This is a genomic window from Klebsiella sp. CN_Kp091, from assembly GCF_040065095.1.
Classification (GTDB): domain Bacteria; phylum Pseudomonadota; class Gammaproteobacteria; order Enterobacterales; family Enterobacteriaceae; genus Klebsiella; species Klebsiella aerogenes.
On sequence record NZ_JBEAIO010000049.1, the window covers coordinates 13,865 to 36,661 of the forward strand.

25 protein-coding genes and 1 other annotated feature are annotated in these 22,797 nt (G+C 53.7%); of the genes, 16 read left to right on the forward strand and 9 right to left on the reverse strand.

Annotated features, from left to right (window positions below; genetic code table 11):
* Nucleotides 1-3: 3 nt before the first annotated feature.
* From oppC to ABLV17_RS20620, 4 genes are read left to right on the forward strand one after another with little or no spacing between them, the layout of a single operon-like run.
* Nucleotides 4-912 (forward strand): oligopeptide ABC transporter permease OppC, encoded by a 909-nt coding sequence (gene oppC / locus ABLV17_RS20605; protein ID WP_087857941.1) that lies wholly within the window; start codon nt 4-6, stop codon nt 910-912.
* 11 nt (nt 913-923) lie between these two features.
* Complete coding sequence (locus ABLV17_RS20610) at nt 924-1,937, forward strand: ABC transporter ATP-binding protein (protein WP_113374162.1); 1,014 nt, start codon at nt 924-926, stop codon at nt 1,935-1,937.
* Nucleotides 1,934-2,938 carry a murein tripeptide/oligopeptide ABC transporter ATP-binding protein OppF gene (gene oppF / locus ABLV17_RS20615; RefSeq protein ID WP_059304977.1) on the forward strand — a complete coding sequence of 335 codons (1,005 nt, stop codon included), beginning with the start codon at nt 1,934-1,936 and terminating at the stop codon, nt 2,936-2,938. The genes ABLV17_RS20610 and oppF overlap by 4 nt, the downstream gene beginning before the upstream one ends.
* Nucleotides 2,939-2,954: 16 nt before the next feature.
* The gene (locus ABLV17_RS20620; RefSeq protein WP_308958499.1) at nt 2,955-3,821 is read left to right on the forward strand and encodes an ion transporter; all 867 of its coding nucleotides are present in this window, start codon (nt 2,955-2,957) and stop codon (nt 3,819-3,821) included.
* 68 nt (nt 3,822-3,889) lie between these two features.
* Here the strand turns inward: ABLV17_RS20620 and ABLV17_RS20625 are convergent, their stop codons facing one another.
* Both ABLV17_RS20625 and cls read right to left on the reverse strand, forming a co-directional pair.
* On the reverse strand, nt 3,890-4,219 hold the full coding sequence (locus ABLV17_RS20625) for an HI1450 family dsDNA-mimic protein (RefSeq protein WP_015367064.1): 330 nt from the start codon (nt 4,217-4,219) through the stop codon (nt 3,890-3,892).
* Nucleotides 4,220-4,253: 34 nt separating this feature from the next.
* Entirely contained in the window at nt 4,254-5,714 is a 1,461-nt protein-coding gene (cls, locus tag ABLV17_RS20630; RefSeq protein WP_045397543.1) for a cardiolipin synthase, read from the reverse strand.
* Nucleotides 5,715-5,858: 144 nt separating this feature from the next.
* On the opposite strand from cls, the gene ABLV17_RS20635 reads away from it, so the two are divergent.
* Nucleotides 5,859-6,032, forward strand: coding sequence for a YciY family protein (locus tag ABLV17_RS20635; protein ID WP_086538044.1), 174 nt, complete (start codon nt 5,859-5,861; stop codon nt 6,030-6,032).
* 52 nt (nt 6,033-6,084) lie between these two features.
* On the opposite strand, the gene ABLV17_RS20640 is transcribed toward ABLV17_RS20635, so the two are convergent.
* Nucleotides 6,085-6,381: a YciI family protein gene (locus tag ABLV17_RS20640; protein WP_015367051.1), complete on the reverse strand. Its 297-nt coding sequence runs from the start codon at nt 6,379-6,381 to the stop codon at nt 6,085-6,087.
* Nucleotides 6,382-6,591: 210 nt separating this feature from the next.
* Between ABLV17_RS20640 and tonB the strand changes: the two genes are divergently transcribed.
* The gene (tonB, locus tag ABLV17_RS20645) at nt 6,592-7,332 is read left to right on the forward strand and encodes a TonB system transport protein TonB (RefSeq protein WP_087857939.1); all 741 of its coding nucleotides are present in this window, start codon (nt 6,592-6,594) and stop codon (nt 7,330-7,332) included.
* A gap of 43 nt (nt 7,333-7,375) precedes the next feature.
* Here tonB and ABLV17_RS20650 read toward each other — a convergent pair whose 3' ends face one another.
* The 3 genes from ABLV17_RS20650 to pfkB form a co-directional block, all read right to left on the reverse strand.
* A complete protein-coding gene (locus ABLV17_RS20650) occupies nt 7,376-8,236 on the reverse strand; it encodes a fructosamine kinase family protein (protein WP_087857938.1) in 861 nt (286 codons plus the stop codon).
* A gap of 105 nt (nt 8,237-8,341) precedes the next feature.
* Entirely contained in the window at nt 8,342-8,626 is a 285-nt protein-coding gene (ghoS, locus tag ABLV17_RS20655) for a type V toxin-antitoxin system endoribonuclease antitoxin GhoS (protein WP_213316730.1), read from the reverse strand.
* 86 nt (nt 8,627-8,712) lie between these two features.
* Entirely contained in the window at nt 8,713-9,645 is a 933-nt protein-coding gene (pfkB, locus tag ABLV17_RS20660; RefSeq protein ID WP_213316731.1) for a 6-phosphofructokinase II, read from the reverse strand.
* 357 nt (nt 9,646-10,002) lie between these two features.
* On the opposite strand from pfkB, the gene ABLV17_RS20665 reads away from it, so the two are divergent.
* From ABLV17_RS20665 to ihfA, 9 genes are all read left to right on the forward strand, one after another.
* Nucleotides 10,003-10,761, forward strand: coding sequence for a YdiY family protein (locus ABLV17_RS20665; RefSeq protein ID WP_015705111.1), 759 nt, complete (start codon nt 10,003-10,005; stop codon nt 10,759-10,761).
* 430 nt (nt 10,762-11,191) lie between these two features.
* Nucleotides 11,192-13,120: a threonine--tRNA ligase gene (gene thrS, locus ABLV17_RS20670; protein ID WP_045374332.1), complete on the forward strand. Its 1,929-nt coding sequence runs from the start codon at nt 11,192-11,194 to the stop codon at nt 13,118-13,120.
* 3 nt (nt 13,121-13,123) lie between these two features.
* Nucleotides 13,124-13,666 carry a translation initiation factor IF-3 gene (infC, locus tag ABLV17_RS20675; protein ID WP_004189469.1) on the forward strand — a complete coding sequence of 181 codons (543 nt, stop codon included), beginning with the start codon at nt 13,124-13,126 and terminating at the stop codon, nt 13,664-13,666.
* A 90-nt stretch (nt 13,667-13,756) separates the two neighbouring features.
* The gene (gene rpmI, locus ABLV17_RS20680) at nt 13,757-13,954 is read left to right on the forward strand and encodes a 50S ribosomal protein L35 (RefSeq protein ID WP_001124225.1); all 198 of its coding nucleotides are present in this window, start codon (nt 13,757-13,759) and stop codon (nt 13,952-13,954) included.
* Between the two features lie 50 nt (nt 13,955-14,004).
* Nucleotides 14,005-14,361 carry a 50S ribosomal protein L20 gene (gene rplT, locus ABLV17_RS20685; RefSeq protein WP_004102963.1) on the forward strand — a complete coding sequence of 119 codons (357 nt, stop codon included), beginning with the start codon at nt 14,005-14,007 and terminating at the stop codon, nt 14,359-14,361.
* 118 nt (nt 14,362-14,479) lie between these two features.
* Nucleotides 14,480-14,604: a sequence feature (Phe leader region), on the forward strand.
* Nucleotides 14,485-14,529 (forward strand): pheST operon leader peptide PheM, encoded by a 45-nt coding sequence (pheM, locus tag ABLV17_RS20690; RefSeq protein ID WP_001386830.1) that lies wholly within the window; start codon nt 14,485-14,487, stop codon nt 14,527-14,529. It overlaps the preceding feature by 45 nt.
* A gap of 63 nt (nt 14,605-14,667) precedes the next feature.
* Complete coding sequence (gene pheS / locus ABLV17_RS20695; RefSeq protein WP_015367044.1) at nt 14,668-15,651, forward strand: phenylalanine--tRNA ligase subunit alpha; 984 nt, start codon at nt 14,668-14,670, stop codon at nt 15,649-15,651.
* A 15-nt stretch (nt 15,652-15,666) separates the two neighbouring features.
* Nucleotides 15,667-18,054: a phenylalanine--tRNA ligase subunit beta gene (pheT, locus tag ABLV17_RS20700; RefSeq protein ID WP_308958497.1), complete on the forward strand. Its 2,388-nt coding sequence runs from the start codon at nt 15,667-15,669 to the stop codon at nt 18,052-18,054.
* A 4-nt stretch (nt 18,055-18,058) separates the two neighbouring features.
* Nucleotides 18,059-18,358 carry an integration host factor subunit alpha gene (ihfA, locus tag ABLV17_RS20705; RefSeq protein ID WP_015367042.1) on the forward strand — a complete coding sequence of 100 codons (300 nt, stop codon included), beginning with the start codon at nt 18,059-18,061 and terminating at the stop codon, nt 18,356-18,358.
* A 57-nt stretch (nt 18,359-18,415) separates the two neighbouring features.
* On the opposite strand, the gene ABLV17_RS20710 is transcribed toward ihfA, so the two are convergent.
* Genes ABLV17_RS20710 through ABLV17_RS20720 form a run of 3 tightly spaced genes read right to left on the reverse strand, consistent with a single transcriptional unit; the run spans nt 18,416 to nt 20,984 of the window.
* Nucleotides 18,416-18,769, reverse strand: a complete 354-nt coding sequence (locus ABLV17_RS20710) for a RidA family protein (RefSeq protein ID WP_081044938.1) — start codon at nt 18,767-18,769, stop codon at nt 18,416-18,418.
* Nucleotides 18,766-20,031: a D-amino acid dehydrogenase gene (locus ABLV17_RS20715; RefSeq protein WP_348854780.1), complete on the reverse strand. Its 1,266-nt coding sequence runs from the start codon at nt 20,029-20,031 to the stop codon at nt 18,766-18,768. The genes ABLV17_RS20710 and ABLV17_RS20715 overlap by 4 nt, the downstream gene beginning before the upstream one ends.
* A 38-nt stretch (nt 20,032-20,069) precedes the next feature.
* The gene (locus ABLV17_RS20720; RefSeq protein WP_015705115.1) at nt 20,070-20,984 is read right to left on the reverse strand and encodes a LysR family transcriptional regulator; all 915 of its coding nucleotides are present in this window, start codon (nt 20,982-20,984) and stop codon (nt 20,070-20,072) included.
* Between the two features lie 278 nt (nt 20,985-21,262).
* On the opposite strand from ABLV17_RS20720, the gene ABLV17_RS20725 reads away from it, so the two are divergent.
* A complete protein-coding gene (locus ABLV17_RS20725; protein ID WP_113374157.1) occupies nt 21,263-22,696 on the forward strand; it encodes a gluconate:proton symporter in 1,434 nt (477 codons plus the stop codon).
* Nucleotides 22,697-22,797: the final 101 nt, after the last annotated feature.

Genomic DNA, 22,797 nt, shown 5'->3' on the forward strand with positions numbered 1-22,797 from the left:
GCCATGATGTTAAGTAAGAAAAATAGCGAGGCGCTGGAGAACTTCAGTGAGAAACTGGAAGTTGAAGGCCGTAGCCTGTGGCAGGACGCGCGTCGCCGCTTTATGCATAACCGCGCGGCGGTGGCCAGCCTGATTGTGCTGGTGATTATTGCGTTGTTTGTGACTATCGCTCCAATGCTGTCGCAGTTTTCCTATTTCGATACCGACTGGGGAATGATGTCTAACGCTCCGGATATGGAGTCTGGTCACTATTTTGGCACCGATTCATCCGGTCGCGACCTGCTGGTGCGCGTGGCGATTGGCGGACGCATATCGCTGATGGTTGGCGTGGCTGCGGCGCTGGTGGCGGTGATCCTCGGCACCCTCTATGGTTCGCTTTCCGGTTATCTCGGCGGCAAAGTGGACTCGGTGATGATGCGTTTACTGGAAATCCTCAACTCCTTCCCGTTCATGTTCTTCGTGATCCTGCTGGTGACCTTCTTTGGTCAGAACATCCTGCTGATCTTTGTGGCTATCGGGATGGTGTCGTGGCTGGATATGGCGCGTATCGTACGCGGTCAGACCCTGAGTCTGAAACGTAAAGAGTTCATCGAAGCCGCGCAGGTCGGCGGGGTCTCCACCGCGAATATCGTTATTCGTCATATTGTGCCGAACGTCCTGGGTGTGGTGGTGGTTTACGCTTCACTGCTGGTACCCAGCATGATTCTGTTCGAATCCTTCCTGAGCTTCCTCGGCCTTGGCACCCAGGAACCGCTGAGCAGTTGGGGCGCGTTACTCAGTGATGGCGCCAACTCAATGGAAGTCTCGCCGTGGCTGTTGTTGTTCCCTGCCGGTTTCCTGGTGGTAACGCTGTTTTGTTTTAATTTTATCGGCGATGGCCTGCGTGATGCCCTCGACCCGAAAGACCGCTAAGGAGCGCCGTCATGAGCACAATTGAAATGGCTAAAGCGCCGCAGGCCGCGCAGCAAAGCGGTCTGCTGCTGGATGTGAAGGATCTTCGGGTGACGTTTAAAACGCCGGACGGCGATGTCACCGCGGTTAACGATCTGAATTTTAACCTGCGGGCCGGCGAAACCTTAGGAATCGTCGGTGAGTCAGGTTCCGGGAAATCGCAAACGGCATTCGCGCTAATGGGGCTTTTGGCCGCGAATGGTCATATTAGCGGTTCCGCCACTTTTAACGGTCGCGAAATCCTTAATTTGCCCGAGCGCGATCTGAATAAGCTGCGTGCCGAACAGATTTCGATGATTTTCCAGGACCCGATGACGTCGTTGAACCCTTATATGCGGGTTGGCGAGCAGCTGATGGAAGTGCTGATGCTGCATAAAGGGCTGAGCAAAGCCGCGGCTTTTGAAGAGTCGGTAAGAATGCTCGATGCGGTGAAGATGCCGGAAGCGCGTAAGCGCATGAAGATGTTCCCGCACGAGTTCTCCGGCGGGATGCGCCAGCGCGTGATGATTGCCATGGCGCTGTTATGTCGGCCAAAACTGCTGATTGCCGATGAACCGACCACCGCGTTGGACGTTACCGTGCAGGCGCAGATCATGACCCTGCTTAACGAGCTGAAGCGCGAGTTTAACACCGCGATTATTATGATTACCCACGACCTCGGCGTGGTAGCGGGGATCTGCGATAAGGTTCTGGTGATGTATGCCGGGCGTACTATGGAATACGGTCAGGCGCGCGACGTCTTCTATCAACCGTCGCACCCGTACTCGATTGGTTTACTCAATGCGGTACCGCGTCTCGATGGCGAAGGCGATTCCTTGCTAACAATTCCTGGTAACCCGCCGAACCTGCTGCGTCTGCCGAAAGGCTGTCCGTTCCAGCCGCGCTGCCCGCATGCCATGGAAATCTGTAATAGCGCTCCGCCTCTGGAGTCGTTTGCGCCAGGCCGCCTGCGCGCTTGCTTTAAACCGGTAGGGGATCTGCTATGAACGCCGTGATCGAACAAAGAAAAGTGCTGCTCGAAATTGCCGATCTGAAAGTGCATTTTGATATTAAAGATGGCAAGCAATGGTTCTGGCAACCGTCAAAAACGCTCAAAGCGGTGGATGGCGTTACTCTGCGCCTGTATGAAGGCGAAACGCTGGGCGTGGTCGGCGAATCCGGCTGCGGTAAATCGACCTTCGCCCGCGCCATTATCGGTCTGGTGAAAGCTACTGACGGTAAAGTCGCCTGGCTGGGTAAAGACCTGCTGGGCATGAAACCGGAAGAGTGGCGCGATGTGCGCAGCGATATCCAGATGATCTTCCAGGATCCGCTGGCCTCACTGAATCCGCGTATGACCATTGGGGAAATTATCGCTGAACCGCTGCGGACCTATCATCCTAAGATGTCTCGTCAGGAAGTGCGCGATCGCGTGAAGGCGATGATGATGAAGGTCGGCCTGTTGCCGAACCTGATTAACCGCTATCCGCATGAATTCTCCGGCGGCCAATGTCAGCGCATTGGTATCGCTCGCGCGCTGATCCTTGAGCCTAAATTGATTATTTGCGATGAGCCAGTATCGGCGCTGGACGTTTCCATTCAGGCGCAGGTGGTGAACTTACTACAGCAGCTGCAGAGGGAGATGGGGCTATCGTTGATTTTTATCGCCCACGACCTGGCGGTAGTGAAACACATTTCCGACCGCGTGTTGGTCATGTATTTAGGCCATGCGGTGGAGTTGGGCACCTATGATGAGGTGTATCATAATCCGCTGCATCCTTATACCAAAGCGCTGATGTCGGCCGTACCGGTGCCGGATCCGGATCTGGAGAAGAATAAAACCATCCAACTATTGGAAGGGGAATTACCTTCACCGATTAATCCGCCTTCGGGTTGCGTATTTCGCACCCGATGTCCATTGGCCGGGCCCGAATGCGCCAAAACGCGGCCGGTGCTGGAGGGCAGTTTCCGCCATGCGGTTTCCTGCCTGAAGGTAGACCCGTTATAATCACTCGGGCTGACTGATGTCAGCCCTTTTTTATTGTGAGGTTAACGTGGCAGTTTCGCTCTCCGCCGCCCGTTTGCGGCTATACCATCTACTCTTCGATCAAACTCGTCGCTCTGGCCGTCGTTTTGAAGGGCTTTGCGGTTTATTCGCCCTGTTAAGCGTGGTCATTATTTTTGTTGAGTCCGGACTCGGCTCGCAATATCACCTGTCGCTTGATGAGTGGCATGTTTTTGTTTGGCTGGAGTTGGGGGTTACCGCGGTCTTCACCGCAGAATATATTCTACGCGTTCTAAGCTGGCCGAATCCGCTACGCTATATCTTCAGCTTCTGGGGATTTATCGATCTGGCGACCGTTTTACCGCTGTATGTGATGTGGTTATGGCCGGAAATGAGCCTCGAGTATGTCTTTGCCTGGCGGGCCATGCGGGTTATCCGCGCGCTGCGTATTCTTAAACTGCTGCGCTTTATGCCGTCGCTGAATATTTTTTGGCGGGCTATCGTCAGCGCCCGTCATCAGCTCATTCTGTTTTACTCGTTTATTGCTATTGTGATGGTGATTTTCGGCTCGCTGATGTATTTAATTGAAGGGCCGCAATACGGGTTTACCACCTTAAATGCTTCGGTCTATTGGGCAATCGTCACCATTACTACCGTGGGATACGGCGACATTACGCCACATACTCCATTAGGGCGGATACTCGCCTCTGTACTTATTCTCATCGGTTATTCTATCATCGCCATCCCAACCGGGCTGATAACGACACATATGACTACGGCGTTGCAAAACCGACGCGCTCGCCGCGTTTGCCCAAACTGCAATAACGCCGAGCATGATAAAAATGCCCGTTTCTGCCACGCTTGCGGAGCAGAATTACCGCAATAACGTATAAAACAAAAAGCCTGCCGATATTATTGTCGGCAGGCTTTTTTACAGGCGCATTAGCTTAATGCTTATTCGCGCCACAGAATATGGCACAGTTTGTGATCTTTTTCCCGGCACAGCAGAACGCGAGCGAAAATATCGTTGATCTCGCCGCCATCGGTATCGGCAAGGCCAATAACGACTTCGGCGAAGAAATCTGGATTGAGGTCGTAATCGACATGCTCTTGCCAGTCTTCCGCCGGGTCAAACAGTTCTGCGCCGCCGCGCTCCTCAAACTGCAGGTTGAAAAGGATGATATCTGCCGGGTCGAGGTTATCCGCCGCCAGCTCAAGAAAGATATCGTAGGCCTGTTCGAGCGTTTCGTCTTCGGTCAGGCGATTGTTTAAATCCATATCCATGATTGCTACCCGTTAAGCATCTGATGGGCACGTTTTACAGCAACGGGCTGAAGAAGTAAAACAGTCGCTCTGCGATCCGCTGCCATAGCGGTCGTTTGGCCCACAATTTTGCATCCAGCAGGCGTGAACGGGAGATGTAATCGTCCTGCACCGCCGCCAGGTCGCCGCCGAAGCCCACGTCGTCGATCGCCAGCGTGATCTCGAAATTAAGCCACAGGCTGCGCATATCGAGATTAACGGTACCGACCAGGCTCAATTCGCCATCCACCAGCACGCTTTTGGTATGTAGCAGGCCGCCTTCGAATTGGTAAATTTTCACGCCAGCGGCAAGCAGTTCAGTGAAGAAGGCGCGGCTGGCCCAGCCTACCAGCAGGGAGTCGTTTTTGCGCGGCATAATAATACTGACCTCGACGCCGCGCTGGGCTGCGGTACAGATGGCGTGCAGCAGGTCATCGCTGGGGACGAAGTAGGGGGTGGTCATAATCAGGTGTTCTTTCGCCGCATAGGCTGCGGTTAACAACGCTTGATGAATCAAATCTTCCGGGAAGCCGGGACCGGATGCAATGGTATGAATGGTATGCCCGTTAGCCTCTTCAAACGGCATGATGTTGACGTCCGGCGGCGGGGGCAAAATTCGCTTGCCGGTTTCAATTTCCCAGTCGCAGGAGTAGACGATACCCATCGCCGTCGCCACCGGGCCTTCCATTCGCGCCATCAGATCGACCCACTGACCGACGCCGGAATCCTGTTTGAAGTAGCGCGGATCGACCATATTCATGCTGCCGGTGTAGGCGATATAGTTGTCAATCATCACCATTTTACGGTGCTGACGCAGATCCATACGACGTAAGAATACACGCATCAGGTTAACTTTAAGCGCTTCAACCACCTCGATACCGGCGTTACGCATCATGGCCGCCCACGGGCTGCGGAAAAAGGCGACGCTACCGGCTGAATCGAGCATTAGTCGACAATGCACGCCGCGACGCGCGGCGGCCATCAACGATTCCGCCACCTGGTCGGCCATCCCGCCGGGCTGCCAGATGTAGAACACCATTTCGATGTTATGCCGCGCCAGCTGGATGTCTCGAATCAGCGCCTGCATCACATCATCAGATTCGGTCAGCAGCTGTAGCTGGTTACCTTTTACGCCAGCGATCCCCTGGCGACGTTCACAGAGTTTGAACAGTGATTCGGCAACCGGGCTATTTTCTTCAGCAAAGATATGTTTGCAGCTTTTTAGGTCCGTTAGCCATTTGGCGGTGGAGGGCCACATGGCGCGAGCGCGCTCGGCTCGACGCTTACCAAGATGCAGTTCGCCGAAGGAGAGGTAAGCGATAATTCCCACCAGCGGCAGGATATAAATAATCAGTAACCATGCCATGGCGGAAGGTACCGCGCGGCGTTTCATTAGAATGCGTAATGTAACACCGGCAATCAACAGCCAGTACCCCAGAATGACCAGCCAGTTTACGACCGTGTAAAAGGTTGTCATAGATGAAAAATCCTTTTGAATAGCCCGATGCCATGAGTTTACGCATCATCATCCATCTGGCAAATAAAAACGCAGCGAAAGCGATGGTCAGACAGATTCATCGGTTTATAATGAGGGCTGTTTTTCACTCGTAGAGTAGTAGCAATGAAGCGTAGTAGAACGGAAGTAGGGCGCTGGCGCATGCTTAGACAGGTAAGTCGCCGTAAATCGCGCTGGCTGGAAGCCCAATCTCGCCGCAACATGCGGATTCTTTCAATCAGGAAGTGCCTGGTCAAACGGCAACGTCATGCTTTGCTGTTCACCTTCTCTGAATTCTGAGAGTTAAAACGAAAGGCACCGCTTGCGGTGCCTCTGTGTTTTAAGCGCTTGATTAAAATACTTTTTTGTAAGGTTTTACCGAGACGTGCTGATAGACGCCCGCGGCGATATAGGGGTCATCGTTGGCCCAGGACTGCGCCGCTTCCAGCGATTCAAATTCTGCGATAACCGTTGAGCCGCTAAATCCTGCCGCGCCAGGTTCATTGCTATCTACCGCGGGCATCGGGCCTGCGGTCAGTAAACGGCCTTCATCATGTAATAGTTGTAGGCGCGCCAGATGGGCAGGGCGCACCGCCTGGCGTTTTTCCAGAGAATCGGCGATATCTTCTGCGTAGATGACGTAAAGCACGGCAAGGCTCCTTAATCAAAAAATAGGCAAATCACGTGACGTGAAAGCGTTATGAGCAGCAATGTAAGATGCGCACGCCTTTAGCATGCCACGGCACGCCGGTTTTTTTCCACAAAACGAGGCAAAATTTGATGCAGGATAACACGCCTTATTGAATATGATTGCTATTTGCATTTAAAATCAGGGCATCATTTTTCAACAGAAACGACTATGAGCGCAATGACCCTTGATTTACCTCGCCGCTTTCCGTGGCCAACGCTGCTGTCCGTGGCTATCCACGGTGCCGTTGTGGCGGGGTTGCTTTATACCTCGGTACATCAGGTTATTGAAAAGCCTTCGCCTTCACAGCCAATCGAAATAACAATGGTGGCGCCGGCGGATTTAGAGCCTCCGCAGGCGGCGCAGCCGGTCGTTGAACCCGTTGTTGAACCGGAGCCGGAACCGGAGCCTGAAGTGGTGCCTGAGCCGCCAAAAGAGGCGCCAGTGGTTATTCACAAACCGGAACCGAAGCCCAAACCTAAGCCGAAACCAAAGCCTAAACCAGAGAAAAAAGTCGAGCCGAAACGCGAGGTGAAACCCGCTGAGCCGCGCCCGGTCTCGCCGTTTGAGAACAGCAATACGGCGCCTGCGCGTACCGCGCCGAGTACGACGGCGGCAACGGCAAAACCGATGACTACCGCGCCGAGCGGTCCTAAAGCATTGAAACGCGGCGACCCTTCTTACCCGCAACGTGCCCAAGCGCTGCGTATTGAAGGTGACGTGCGCGTGAAATTTGATGTTACTGCCGATGGTCGCGTGGAGAATATTCAGATACTCTCTGCGAAGCCGGCCAATATGTTTGAGCGTGATGTCAAAACAGCGATGCGCAAATGGCGCTACGAGGCAGGCAAGCCGGGCACTGGTTTGACGATGAACATCAAATTCCGCTTAAACGGCGTAAAAATGGATTAAACTTGCTGAAGAAAAAGGCCCCTTTGAGGGCCTTTTTTTACGCTTATTGCAGGGCTTCATCGAGCGCTTTTTGTGCGGTGACCAGGTGCTGGCCGCCGAACAGAATCGCCCGATTAAGTAAGGTATAAAGCTGGTAAATCGGTTGTCGTTCAAGGAAGCCAGCAGGCAGCGGCGAGACCGACTGGTAGCCGTCGTAAATCTGCGGCGGCTGTTCCGGATGCAGAGGCAGCATTGCCAGATCGCATTCGCGATCGCCCCAATAACATGCCGGATCGAAAATATACGGCCCATTGGGCCCTAGCGCGCAGTTACCGGACCACAAGTCGCCATGTAATAAAGAGGGCTGCGGCTGATGGTTGCTGAGCCGCTGCTGTACGGTGTCGACAATGCTGTCGATATCGCCGAAGTGCAGTCCTTTTTCCGCCGCTAACTCCAGCTGCCAGCCAATGCGTTGTTCAGCGAAAAACGTTGACCAGCGGCGCTGCCAGGCATTCGGCTGCGGGGTCGTCGACAGATCGTTGTCAAAATCAAGGCCAAATTGCGGCTGGTCGCTCCACTGATGTAAATGGGCAATTTGCTGACCGAGCAGAAACGCGTTATGCGCGTCCAGCGGTCGCGGCGGTAAATATTCCATCACCAGAAAGCTGTAATCCCGATCGCTGCCGACGGCAAAGACCTGCGGAACGCTGACGGTTTTACAGCGCGAGAGCAGCTCCAGCTGATCCGCCTCCGCGGTAAAAATGGGGAGCAGCTCGCGTTCATCGCATTTGACGAAATAGTCTTTCCCGCCAAAACGTAAATGCCAGGCGGCATGGATTTCCCCGCCGGGTAGCTCGTTGCGCAGTTCGATTTCAGCGCCGTCAGTGTGCTGCTCGCTTAACAAATTGCTAATAGCTTGCCACATGCTGTCTCTCCCCATGTTTTCCACCATATCATAAGGTTAGCGTATAACCTGGCCGTAAAGTTCGAGCTAACGCACAACTGGCGCCTTCCACGATGGCGATCGCACTTATTGAGCTTTTAACCATTCGCTAAATGTGGTGATGGCTATCTCTGCTGGTCTGCCTAGAGCGGTTTCCGCGAGGCCTGCGCTTAAAGCCCGGACGTCGTCGGCGCTCTGCGCGCTCAGCAGGCCAAACGTGTTGGTGCCTAATTCATGCGTTTTGCCATCTTCGTCGTTGAGCGTCAGGACAAAACCTGCGCGGATGAAATGATTGCTGAGCTCATTTATCTCGGTCAGCGCCTGTTCCTGAAATTTAACGGTGATCACGTGCGCGGTAATATCGTTGCTCATTTTTCACTCTGTTGTTATGCATGGAATTTCTAGCATAGACTATGATAGCGAATTGACCCCCTTCACCGGAGCGAAGGGGGGCGAGACTAGCGGCCACACAGGTAATCGTAGATTTTTTGCGTATTGGCTAATGAACACAGGCGGGTGCCGTGGTTAATCGTGGCGGCGCTACCGGCGGCGACGCCAAAGCGGACCATATCTTCCAGCGAGGCGTGCTCGGCGAGACGCAAAGTCATCGCGCCGACCATACTGTCGCCGGCACCTACGGTGCTTTGGCTTTTCATCGGCGGCGGCACCACCTGTACGCTGCCGGAGGCATCAACTCCCAGCGCCCCCTGCGGGCCCAGCGAAACCACAACCCGGCGTACTTTTCCGGAGCGGATGAGCTCCAGCGCGGCATTGCGTACGTCGTCAGGCTGGCTGAGGTCGCGCTGTACCAGCGCGCTAAGCTCTTTCTGGTTCGGTTTGACCAGCTCAATGTTGCCGACGTCCAGCGCGGCGGCCAGCGCATCGCCGGAGCTGTCGATGATGCAACGTAGCCCGTGCTGCTGCGCGTTTTTTACCAGTTGGGTCAGATGCTCGACGCTGATACCGGGAGGCAGACTGCCGCTGATAACCAGTAGCGAACCGGGCTCAATCGCCAGCACTTTCTCTTCCAGGCGGCGGAACTCATCCTCGGTTAGCGCCGCGCCGGGCATGACAAAGCGATATTGTTCACCGCTGGCATCGACATGCACATGTAAGTTTTGCCGCGTCCAGTCGCGGGTTTCTATTGTTTCGACCGGAACCTGCTCGTCTGCCATCAGGGCGGTAAGATGCTCGCCGGTGGCGCCCCCAACCGGGAAAATCGCCGTCGCTTTACCACCCAGAAAGGTAATGGCCCGGGCGACGTTGATCCCGCCGCCTCCAGGTTCGAATACCGGTGCGCTACAGCGTAATTTGCCTTCGGGGTAAATTTGCGGCGTCAGCGTTGCGCTGTCGAGTGATGGGGCCAGCGTGAGCGTATAAATTTTGGTCATCCTGTTCCTCCTTAATACGAATAAAGCTGCTTTTTTAAGCATGGCACCGAAATGGAGTGAGGGGAAGCGGGGTGGGCGGCGGATTTGCAAAGATGTCTGTGTTTTTATCTTTATGAAATAAAGATTGTTTTGGGAACCGTCTTATTCAAAAAACGAAATAGCAATTGATTGCTAAGTTATTCGTGCCTTTTTATAATCAAGCGCCTTTCTTAGGACTCGCATTCAGCGCGCCTCGCGAAAGTTTCCGGGACCTGTCGGGTCTCCTTAAATGTTGTACGGACTCTAAATTCAATGAAGGGATCTCTGGTCCATTCATCATTTGTACTGTCCTGAAGATATGTATTTTAGAGAGTTATAATGAAGCTTTTGAAGACAGTACCCGCAGCGGCATTGCTGGCGGGGGGGCTTTTTGCGTCTGTAAACGCACTGGCCGATGATTCCGTTTTTACCGTCATGGATGACCCTTCCACTGCCAAAAAACCTTTCGAAGGTGCTGTGAATGCGGGTTATCTCGCTCAGTCCGGCAATACGAAAAGCTCCTCAATGACCGCTGACTCCACGCTGACCTGGTACGGCGACACGACGGCCTGGTCACTGTGGGGCAATGCGAGCAATACGTCCTCTAACGATCAACGCTCTTCGGAAAAATATGCCGTGGGCGGCCGTAGCCGTTATAACCTGACCGATATGAACTACGTATTTGGTCAGGCCAGCTGGCTGACCGACCGCTACAACGGTTATCAACAGCGCGACGTACTGACCGCCGGTTATGGTCGCCAGATCCTCAACGGCCCGGTTCACAGCCTGCGTTTTGAATTTGGTCCGGGCGTGCGCTATGACGAATATACCGATGGCGATAACGAAACTCAGCCGCTGGGGTACGCGTCCGGAACCTGGGCGTGGCAGATGACCGACAACGCTAAATTTACTCAAGGTGTTTCGGTATTCGGGGCTGAAGACACGACGCTGAATTCGGAAAGCGCATTAAACGTGGCCATCAACGCCCACTTTGCGCTGCGCGTCGCCTATAACCTGACGTGGAACTCGCAGCCGCCGGCCTCGGCGCCTGAGCATACCGACCGCCGCACCACCTTGTCGCTCGGTTATAAAATGTAATTTACAGGCCGGGCAACCGGCCTGATTCCTGTTATTTCCTGCCGGGTATGAATACTCACTATAACGGATGATTTTTTCATTCGTTTTTTAGCGGTGGGGGGATTTATTTATGTATGCAGGTAATTTATCGATTAATTAACCGCGTGGTATGAGCGGGAATTGCCACGATAAATTGTCAGTGCCCCTTGCTATTTAAAAGAAGAATAACCATTTAGTTATTACGTCTTTAATCGCGCACTAATGATGTGTACACTAACCCTCGGTGTTATCAACGAGCGGCTGCAGGTGAGGGCGGTTCAATAGATAGACGGGCGTACTCATATTTTCGCAGAGTGAAGCGGGAGCTGAGCCACAACTCGTTGATAATTATGATTATATTGTTTTGTATGTGCTCTTTCGTGTGGGGCACCACTGCAAATAAGGACATAAAATGCCTGTAATTACGCTTCCTGATGGCAGCCAACGCCATTTCGACCACGCAGTCAGCCCGATGGATGTGGCTCTGGATATCGGTCCAGGCCTGGCGAAAGCCACCATCGCCGGACGTGTAAACGGTGAGCTGGTTGACGCCTGCGACCCGATCGAAACTGACTCCACGCTTTCTATTATCACCGCAAAAGATGAAGACGGTCTGGAAATCATTCGTCACTCCTGCGCTCACCTGTTAGGTCATGCGATCAAACAGCTGTGGCCGAACACTAAAATGGCCATTGGCCCGGTTGTCGACAACGGTTTTTACTATGATGTCGATCTGGACCACACCCTGACTCAGGAAGACATCGACGCGCTCGAAAAACGTATGCACGAGCTCGCCGAGAAAAACTACGATGTCATCAAGAAGAAAGTCAGCTGGCACGAAGCGCGTGAAACCTTCGTGAAGCGTGGCGAAACCTATAAAGTTTCTATTCTTGACGAAAACATCGGCCATGATGACAAGCCAGGCTTGTATCATCACGAAGAATATATCGATATGTGCCGCGGCCCGCACGTACCGAATATGCGTTTCTGCCATCACTTCAAACTGATGAAAACCGCTGGTGCGTACTGGCGTGGCGACAGCAACAATAAAATGTTGCAGCGTATCTACGGTACCGCCTGGGCAGATAAAAAAGCGCTGAACGCCTACCTGCAGCGTCTGGAAGAAGCCGCTAAGCGTGACCATCGTAAAATCGGTAAACAGCTTGACCTGTATCATATGCAGGAAGAAGCGCCGGGTATGGTGTTCTGGCACAATGACGGCTGGACTATCTTCCGTGAACTGGAAACTTTCGTTCGTTCTAAACTGAAAGAGTACCAGTATCAGGAAGTCAAAGGCCCGTTCATGATGGACCGTGTGCTGTGGGAAAAAACCGGCCACTGGGACAACTACAAAGATGCGATGTTCACCACCTCTTCCGAGAACCGTGAATACTGCATTAAGCCGATGAACTGCCCGGGTCACGTGCAGATCTTCAACCAGGGGTTGAAATCTTACCGCGATCTGCCGCTGCGTATGGCTGAATTCGGTAGCTGCCACCGTAACGAGCCGTCGGGCGCGCTGCATGGCCTGATGCGCGTCCGTGGCTTTACTCAGGATGATGCGCATATCTTCTGTACTGAAGATCAGGTTCGCGATGAAGTGAACGCCTGTATTCGTATGGTTTATGATATGTACAGCACCTTTGGCTTCGAGAAAATCGTCGTCAAGCTGTCTACTCGCCCGGAAAAACGTATCGGTAGCGATGAGACCTGGGATCGCGCGGAAGCGGATCTGGCGGTGGCGCTGGAAGAAAACAACATCCCATTTGAATATCAACTGGGCGAAGGGGCGTTCTACGGCCCGAAAATTGAATTTACCCTGTATGACTGCCTCGATCGTGCATGGCAGTGCGGTACTGTACAGCTGGACTTCTCCCTGCCTCAGCGTTTAAGCGCCTCTTATGTTGGCGAAAACAACGAGCGTCAGGTACCGGTAATGATTCACCGCGCGATTCTCGGCTCGCTGGAGCGCTTCATCGGCATCCTGACCGAAGAGTTCGCTGGCTTCTTCCCAACCTGGCTTGCGCCAGTGCAGGTAGTGGTCATGAATATTACTGATTCTCAGTCTGAATACGTTAACGAATTGACGCGTAAACTACAAAATGCGGGCATTCGCGTAAAAGCGGACTTGAGAAATGAGAAGATTGGCTTTAAAATCCGCGAGCACACTTTACGTCGTGTCCCGTATATGTTGGTCTGTGGCGACAAAGAAGTCGAAGCCGGCAAAGTGGCCGTGCGTACCCGTCGCGGTAAAGACCTCGGCAGCATGGACGTAAATGAAGTGATCGAGAAGCTGCAACAAGAGATTCGCAGCCGCAGTCTTCAACAACTGGAGGAATAAGGTATTAAAGGCGGAAAACGAGTTCAAACGGCACGTCCGAATCGTATTAATGGCGAGATTCGCGCCCAGGAAGTTCGCTTAACTGGTCTGGAAGGTGAGCAGCTGGGTATTGTGAGTCTGAGAGAAGCTATCGAAAAGGCTGAAGAGGCTGGAGTAGATTTAGTTGAAATCAGCCCTAACGCCGAACCGCCAGTTTGTCGTATCATGGACTACGGCAAGTTCCTTTATGAAAAGAGTAAGTCTTCTAAGGAACAGAAGAAGAAGCAGAAAGTTATCCAGGTTAAGGAAATTAAATTCCGCCCTGGTACTGATGAAGGTGACTATCAGGTAAAACTCCGCAGCCTGATTCGCTTTCTCGAAGATGGCGATAAGGCCAAGATCACGCTGCGTTTCCGCGGTCGTGAGATGGCCCACCAGCAGATCGGTATGGAAGTGCTTAATCGCGTGAAAGACGATCTGGTTGAACTGGCAGTAGTCGAATCCTTCCCAACGAAGATCGAAGGCCGCCAGATGATCATGGTGCTCGCTCCGAAGAAGAAACAGTAAGGCCATCAAGTAACATTCCGGTGGGCTTCGGCTCACTGGTTTGTTCGCCTTTGTTTCGTTTATTAACAATGCGAAGTGGAAGTTATTAAAATGCCAAAAATTAAGACCGTACGCGGTGCTGCAAAGCGCTTCAAAAAAACCGGTAAAGGTGGTTTTAAGCACAAGCACGCTAACCTGCGTCACATTCTGACCAAAAAAGCTACCAAGCGTAAACGTCACCTGCGTCCGAAAGCCATGGTTTCCAAAGGCGATCTGGGCCTGGTAATCGCGTGCCTGCCGTACGCATAAGTCGTTAACCCTTTTAACTTTTTAATTAGAATAGATACAGGAGAGCACATATGGCTCGCGTAAAACGTGGTGTAGTTGCCCGTGCACGTCACAAGAAAATTTTGAAACAAGCTAAAGGTTACTACGGTGCGCGTTCTCGCGTATACCGCGTTGCCTTCCAGGCTGTTATCAAAGCTGGTCAGTACGCTTATCGTGACCGTCGTCAGAAAAAGCGTCAGTTCCGCCAGCTGTGGATTGCGCGTATCAACGCAGCAGCACGTCAGAACGGTATTTCTTACAGCAAATTCATCAACGGCCTGAAAAAAGCCTCTGTTGAAATCGACCGTAAGATCCTGGCTGACATCGCTGTATTCGACAAATTAGCGTTCACCGCTCTGGTCGAAAAAGCGAAAGCAGCTCTGGCATAAGCCAGTTGAAAGAGGGAGCTTGTCTCCCTCTTTTCGTTTCAACACTATCAATACATTGACTTTTATCCGTGCAGGCTTTTCAATACAGGTCTGACGTTTCTTACCAGACAAGGTAATGCAAGCATGAATGCTGCTATTTTCCGCTTCTTTTTTTACTTTAGCACCTGAACTCAGGAGGCTAGCGCGTGAAAGAAGAAACGGAAAACAGCGCCAGAAAGCCTCCCCTGTGGAGGCTTTTTTCGTATATAGATTCGGGATATTTGTTTCACTAAAACCGGTGTCTGCACCGACATAATGAGGAAAACCATGTCACATCTCGCAGAGCTGGTTGCCAGTGCCAAGGCAGCCATTAACGAGGCATCAGATGTTGCCGCGCTGGACAACGTCCGCGTTGAATATCTGGGTAAAAAAGGGCATCTGACCCTGCAAATGACCACCCTGCGTGAGTTGCCGCCGGAAGAGCGTCCGGCAGCGGGTGCGGTCATTAACGAAGCGAAAGAGCAGGTGCAGCAGGCGCTTAACGCGCGTAAGGCTGAGCTGGAAGGCGCCGCGCTCAATGCCCGTCTGGCCGCAGAGACTATCGATGTCTCCTTGCCGGGACGCCGCATTGAAAATGGCGGTTTGCATCCGGTTACCCGCACCATCGATCGTATCGAGAACTTCTTCGGCGAGCTTGGCTTCACCGTGGCGACTGGCCCCGAAATCGAAGATGATTATCATAACTTCGATGCGCTGAACATTCCGGGTCACCATCCGGCGCGCGCTGACCACGATACCTTCTGGTTCGATGCGACCCGTCTGCTGCGTACTCAGACTTCTGGCGTACAGATCCGCACCATGGAAAACCAGCAGCCGCCAATTCGTATTATCGCGCCGGGCCGCGTCTATCGTAACGATTACGATCAGACCCACACCCCGATGTTCCATCAGATGGAAGGTCTGATTGTTGATAAGAACATCAGCTTCACCAATCTGAAAGGTACCCTGCACGATTTCCTGAATAACTTCTTCGAAGAAGATCTGCAGGTACGATTCCGTCCGTCCTACTTCCCGTTCACCGAACCGTCTGCAGAAGTTGATGTGATGGGTAAAAACGGTAAATGGCTGGAAGTGCTGGGCTGCGGCATGGTGCACCCGAACGTGCTGCGTAACGTCGGTATCGACCCGGAAGTTTACTCCGGCTTCGCCTTCGGCATGGGCATGGAGCGTCTGACCATGCTGCGTTATGGCGTGACCGATTTGCGCGCATTCTTCGAAAACGATCTGCGTTTCCTCAAACAGTTTAAATAAGGGCAGGACAGAACAATGAAATTCAGTGAACTGTGGTTACGCGAATGGGTTAACCCGGCGATCGACAGCGACGCGCTGTCCGATCAGATTACCATGGCGGGCCTGGAAGTTGATGGCGTTGAGCCGGTGGCCGGTAGCTTCAACGGCGTGGTCGTCGGTGAAGTGGTCGAGTGCGGCCAGCATCCGAATGCTGACAAACTGCGCGTGACCAAAATCAATGTCGGCGGCGAGCGTCTGCTGGACATCGTCTGCGGTGCGCCGAACTGCCGTCAGGGCCTGAAGGTGGCCGTCGCGACCATTGGCGCCGTACTGCCGGGTGATTTTAAAATTAAAGCGGCGAAACTGCGCGGCGAACCGTCAGAAGGGATGCTGTGCTCTTTCTCCGAGCTGGGTATTTCCGACGACCATAGCGGTATCATCGAGCTGCCGGCCGATGCGCCGATCGGTACCGATATTCGCGAATACCTCAAGCTTGACGATAACACCATTGAAATCAGCGTCACGCCAAACCGCGCCGACTGCCTGGGTATCATCGGCGTGGCGCGCGATGTCGCTGTGCTGAACAAAGCGCCGCTGAACGCGCCGGAAATCACTCCAGTTGCCGCGACTATTGACGACGTGCTGCCGATTCAGGTTGACGCGCCGCAGGCGTGCCCGCGCTATCTGGGCCGGGTGGTGAAAGGCATCAACGTCAAAGCGCCCACTCCGCTGTGGATGAAAGAGAAGCTGCGTCGCTGCGGTATCCGTTCCATCGATGCGGTGGTTGACGTGACCAACTACGTGCTGCTCGAGCTCGGCCAGCCGATGCACGCCTTTGACCGTGACCGCATTGAAGGTGGTATCGTCGTGCGGATGGCAAAAGAGGGCGAAACGCTGGTACTGCTGGACGGCTCTGAAGCTAAGCTCGATAGCGATACGCTGGTCATTGCTGACCACAAGAAAGCGCTGGCGATGGGCGGTATCTTCGGCGGCGAACATTCCGGCGTTAACGATGAAACCCAGAACGTGCTGTTGGAATGTGCGTTCTTCAGCCCGCTGTCTATCACCGGTCGCGCGCGCCGTCATGGCCTGCACACCGATGCATCCCACCGCTACGAACGCGGCGTCGATCCGGCCCTGCAGTATAAAGCGCTGGAGCGTGCGACCCGTCTGCTGATCGACCTGTGCGGCGGGGAAGCCGGCCCAATTATCGATGTGACCAACGAAGAGACGCTGCCAAAACGCGCCACTATCACCCTGCGCCGTAGCAAGCTGGATCGCCTGATTGGCCATCATATCGATGACGCTCAGGTGAGCGACATTCTGCAACGCCTGGGTTGCGAAGTGACCGTTGGTCAGGACGAGTGGCAGGCCGTTGCGCCAAGCTGGCGTTTCGATATGGAGATCGAAGAAGATCTGGTTGAAGAAGTGGCCCGCGTCTACGGCTACAACAACATTCCTGACGAGCCGGTACAGGCGGGTCTCATCATGGGAACCCACCGTGAAGCGGACCTGTCGCTGAAGCGCGTGAAAACGCTGCTTAACGACAAAGGTTATCAGGAAGTGATTACCTACAGCTTCGTTGACCCGAAAGTACAGCAGCTAATCCACGCCGGTGAAGAGGCGCTGATTCTGCCAAGCCCTATCTCTAGCGAAATGTCGGCGATGCGTCTGTCGCTGTGGACCGGTCTGTTGGGCACCGTCGTCTACAACCAGAACCGTCAACAGAGCCGCGTGCGCATCTTTGAGAGCGGTCTGCGCTTCGTGCCGGATACGCAGGCGCCGCTGGGTATTCGTCAGGATGTGATGCTGGCCGGGGTGATTAGCGGTAACCGTTACGAAGAGCACTGGAACCTGGCAAAAGAAACCGTCGATTTCTATGATTTAAAAGGCGATCTGGAATCTGTTCTTGATCTGACCGGTAAATTAGCCGATATCGAATTCCGTGCAGAAGCGGCTACCGCACTGCATCCGGGACAATCCGCGGCGATTTATCTGAAAGGTGAACGCATTGGTTTCATTGGGGTTGTTCATCCGGAACTGGAACGTAAACTGGATCTTAACGGCCGCACTCTGGTGTTCGAAATCGAGTGGAACAAGCTTGCAGACCGCGTGGTGCCTCAGGCGCGCGAAATTTCTCGCTTCCCGGCGAACCGTCGCGATATCGCGGTACTGGTCGCGGAAAACGTCCCTGCAGCCGATGTTTTGGCCGAATGTAAGAAAGTTGGCGTAAATCAGGTAGTTGGCGTAAACTTATTTGACGTGTACCGTGGTAAGGGTGTGGCGGAAGGCTTTAAGAGCCTTGCGATTAGCCTGATCCTTCAGGATACCAGCCGTACACTCGAAGAAGAGGAGATTGCCGCTACCGTTGCCAAATGTGTAGAGGCATTAAGAGAGCGATTCCAGGCATCATTGAGGGATTGAACCTATGGCGCTTACAAAAGCTGAAATGTCAGAATATCTGTTTGATAAGCTTGGGCTTAGCAAGCGGGATGCCAAAGAACTGGTAGAGTTGTTTTTCGAAGAGATCCGTCGTGCTCTGGAAAACGGAGAACAGGTAAAACTCTCCGGGTTTGGCAACTTCGATTTGCGTGATAAGAACCAACGCCCGGGACGTAACCCGAAAACGGGGGAAGATATTCCCATTACAGCCCGGCGTGTGGTGACCTTCAGACCCGGACAGAAGTTAAAAAGCCGTGTCGAAAACGCTTCACCCAGAGAGAAATAATCTGGACTGACTAATTAAAAAGGCCGCTATGCGGCCTTTTTTCTTACCTGTTTTATCTTACGCTTTTACGGCGGTGACCATGATTTCCACCAGGATGTCGGGCCGCGCCATCTCGGCCTGAACGGCTGCCCGCGCCGGGCTATGACCTTCCGGCATCCACGCTACCCAGACCTCATTGAACGCGGCAAAATCGCGTGAGATATCTTTAAGCCAGATCTGTGCGGAAAGGATGTGCTGCTTGTCGCTACCGGCGGTAGCCAGCAGGGCGTCGATCTTCTCCAGAACTTCACGGGTTTGCAGCGCAATATCATCAGTACTGCTTTTCGGCGTTTGTCCGGAGAGAAACACCAGGTTGCCGTACTCGACGCTGGCGGAAAGTCGGGGTTGCGGATTATTACGAATAATTGTCATGCGGATTGTTTCCATGTCAGACCATCTAAAGAAATTGCCGGCGCTTCGCCATCGAGGAGCGCTCCCAGTACCACGGCGCTGCCGGCCGCGAGGGTAAAACCGAGGCTACCCTGGCCGAGATTCATCCACAGATTCTGGTATCCGGCACGCCCCAGCATCGGTGGGCCCGCGGGCGTCGACGGACGCATACCGGTCCAGGCTTCAGCCTCATCCAGTCCCTGCAGTTCGGGAAAGCTGCTAGCGACGATTTTCTTCAGCGCCTGAACGCGGCTATCACGTAGTTCATCGCCGTCGTAACCGATATCCACCATCGCCGCGATGCGTAACCGATCGCCCAGGCGGGCGTAAACGATTTTGTGTCCGTAGTCGGTCACGCTGATATCCGGCGCGATCCCGGATTGCTTAGGGTAGGGAAGGGTCAGGCTGTATCCCTTCAGCGCGCACAGCGGCACGCGCACGCCCAGATGACCCAGCAGCGGGCCGCTGCCGTTACCGGCGGCGACGACATAATCATCGCCGGTTATCGTACCGCAGCTGGTCTCAAGTGAACTGATGCGCCCGTCGCGCTTATTGAGCCGCAGCACCTCGCAGTGGGTGAGCAGGCTGAAGTTGCTGCTGGCATTGAGTTTGTCGAGCAGCGCGAGACAGAATTTATGGCAGTCTGCCGTTTCATCTCCTGGCGAATAAATCCCGCCCTGTAGCGAATGGCTGATGTGTTTCAGCGCCGGTTCAAGCTGCAGGCAGGCTTCGGCGCTCAGCGCATGCTGGTATTGGGGGTTAATCCCTTTTGCCGCTTTATGAAAATCATATTCCCGGCGATGGATGATGAGTTTGCCGCTACGCCGCCAGTGAAAATCAGCAAGATTATCTTCATCAAGCCACGACTGCATGACCTGACGGCTGAGCAGTGATAAACGTAAAATATGATCGCCGTTAATTTTGTTGCTTTGGCTATTGCAGGCGCGCAGAAACTGTAACAGCCAGCGCCACTGCTGGAAAGACATTTGCAGGCGCATATTCAGCGGTGAATCGGCTTTGCCCATCCATTTAATTCCCTGCAGGGGAACGCCGCGGTCGGCAAGCGGCGCCACGTAGCGGTAGCTTAATTGCCCGCCGTTGGCGAAACTGGTGGCGCTGCCCGGCTCGGCGTTGCGCTCCAGTAGCTGCACCTGGTGTCCGCTCTTAATTAATACCCAGGCGGTGGCCAGCCCCACCACGCCGCCGCCGATAATCACAATGCGTTTTTTCATAACCTGATATATCCACCGCTGATAAATATCTTGCGGTTATGTCAAAGCATTTACCCCAGCGGCGCAATTGACTTTTTATGGTCAGGGTATAACTGCAGGTTAATTTCTTTGAGCTGTTGGCGCAGCTGTTTACACAGAAAATCGACAAATTTCTGCGTGATTGGGCTGAGTGAAACATCGGCGCGACGCAGCAGGCAAAGGTTGATTTTCATTGGCGGCGTAATCGGGTGAATCATCTCCGGCGACAAATTATGCCGCGCCGAGAAGATATCGGTGATACTGCAGCCGATGCCGCGCTTCACGAACTCGGTGGCCATGTAGTAGGTCTGCACATTAAGCCGGGTAGTGGAAAAATCACGGCGGGTGGCGATGGCGGCAGAGAGCGAATGCGGCCCCGGCGAGATCCAGCGCTGCTGATCGATCTCTTTGATGTCTACCGCGCCTTGTCGGTAATCGCGGTCGATATAGACTAGCGGCACTTCGGCAATCAGGGTGGTGATGATCTCCCCCTGTTGGACCGGCTGCAGCGTCAGCGCTAAATCTATTTCGCGTAGATCCAATTTTTTGACCAACGTCTCAGTATGCTCGGTGGTTAAGGTCATCACCAGATTACTGTTTTGCTGATAAAAATCGGTCACCAGCTCCGGCACCAGGCTTAATCCGAGGCTTGGTAAACAGCCTAAGGTGATTTTGGCGCGCGGATCGCGGGCCAGATTATCCGCCAGCAGGCGCAGGTTATCGAGATCCTGATAAATGCTCTGCGCTTTTTCAAAAAGTGTGAGCGCTTCGCTACTTGGCAGCAGCTTGCCCCGTACCCGCTGAAACAGCTTAAAACCGAGCTTAAGCTCGGCGTTTTTTAACGCTTTACTGGCGGCCGGCTGGGAGATATTCAGCGATTCCGCCGCACGTGAAAGAGAGCCGCAAGTCATCACGGCGTAGAAGATTTCCAGATGGCGCAGTTTCATGAACAGTTAACTCAGGGTTATAGCTTGCCGATAAAAAGTCATTTTCTACTAACACTAAATTAACATAAATTTAATCGCCAATCAGCGCTCCGGTTACATATTGTGCTGCTGGTACCGTCTTCAGACGGACTTTTACGTTCTCAGAACCATTCCCTTTGTTCCCTACAAACCCTCAGGCCATCGAGCCAATAATGATAACGAGGGGGGGATATTTTCTGAGCAGGCCCGAATACGCCAACCTGCAAGTGCGGTCGGTTTTAATGGCTTTAAGGAGTTATATGAGTGACTCAACGCTCGCTGGCAATACCCTCGCCAGACGAAATATCACAAGAAAAAACGTTATTATTGGCCTGTTATTGGTGATTTTTGTGTTGACCGCGTGGTGGTGCCATGGCCGGCCGAGTAATGAACTCGGCCTGTTGGGTTTTACGCCATTAGTGGCGTTAGCGGTGCTGTCGCTGGTCGGCGTCGACATTGTTCTGGCGGTGATTTCTTCGATTATCATCGCCATGATTATGACCTCGACCGGGTTGCCGGAAATGGGCACCATGCTGGCGAAATCCACCGGTTCATTTATCGCCACCGTCGGGCTGATTATTATGCTCGGCGCCGGGGTGGGCGAAGTCGCCACCCGTACCGGCGCCGCAGTTGAGTTGGTGAAATTTGTCGTTCACCGCATCGGCCTGTCCAGCCAGACCCGAGTGAAGTTTGGCATTGTGGTGTCCTCGATTTTAATCTGCGGCTCGCTGGGGACGATGGCCGGTGGTAACGCGATTATTGTCGCGGTAATCATCCCGGTAGCGGCAGCGGTACGCCTCACTCCGCCAACGGTAGCCGCGCTGATGATGACCGCCGGCTCCGTGGGATTGTTTACCGGGCCGTTTACCCCCAGCACCGTGACTATCCTGAGCCTTGGTGGATTAAGCTATCCGGATTATCTGCTGTACGTGGGGCTGCCGATGAGCGCGGTGACGTTGCTGGCCGGCTGGGTGATGGCGGGACGGATCCAGAAGATGACCGAAGGCAAACTACGCTATGAAGTCGATCTCACGGAGAAGCCAACAGAAGCACTGAGCGCCGCGCAGCTGCGTCGGCGTAAGCTCAGCGCGCTGGCCTTCGCGGCAACGATTATTGTGATGGCGGTCATTGGCGTGGTGATTAAAGCCGGATTCAGCTTTGCGATTATCGTGATGCTGCTGGTGGCCCTGATTACCGGGCTGGTGGGCGGCCTGCGCCCGACGCAGATCCTGCAGGCGCTGTACCACGGTTGTGGCCGTCTGGTGTGGATGTTTATCCTCTACTGGCTGTATAACCCGATCCTGGAGCTGATGGATGGTCTTCATGCCTACCAAGGGCTGCTCGACTATACCCAGCCGCTGCTGGAAGGCATTTCGCCTGCCTGGTTGTGCTTTTGCATCTTCGCTTTCAATATTATTGGCCACGTACCGGGGGCGGCGGTGGCGCAGATGACCTTCACCCACAAAATATTCGGCCCGATGCTGATGGCCGCCGGCGTACCGCCGCAGGGAACGACTGCGGTGCTGCTGGCCTCTTCGCAGGTCGACTGGTTTGGCCCGTTCCCCTCTTCGGATATGTTTGGTCAGATGGGGCTGGCGCAATCTACCCATCTGAAATATATGCTTTATAACGGCTGGGCGATTGTGGTGGCGAATATCATTCTCTTCGCGTTACTGTTCCAGGTATTGGTGTAAATTCCATTCCCACGCTGGCGTCTCGAGGAGCGCCGGCGCCAGCGTGGTGATAACTCAGAGTTTTTCCTTTTCTCCCCGCCATCGCCACCGTAAAATCAATC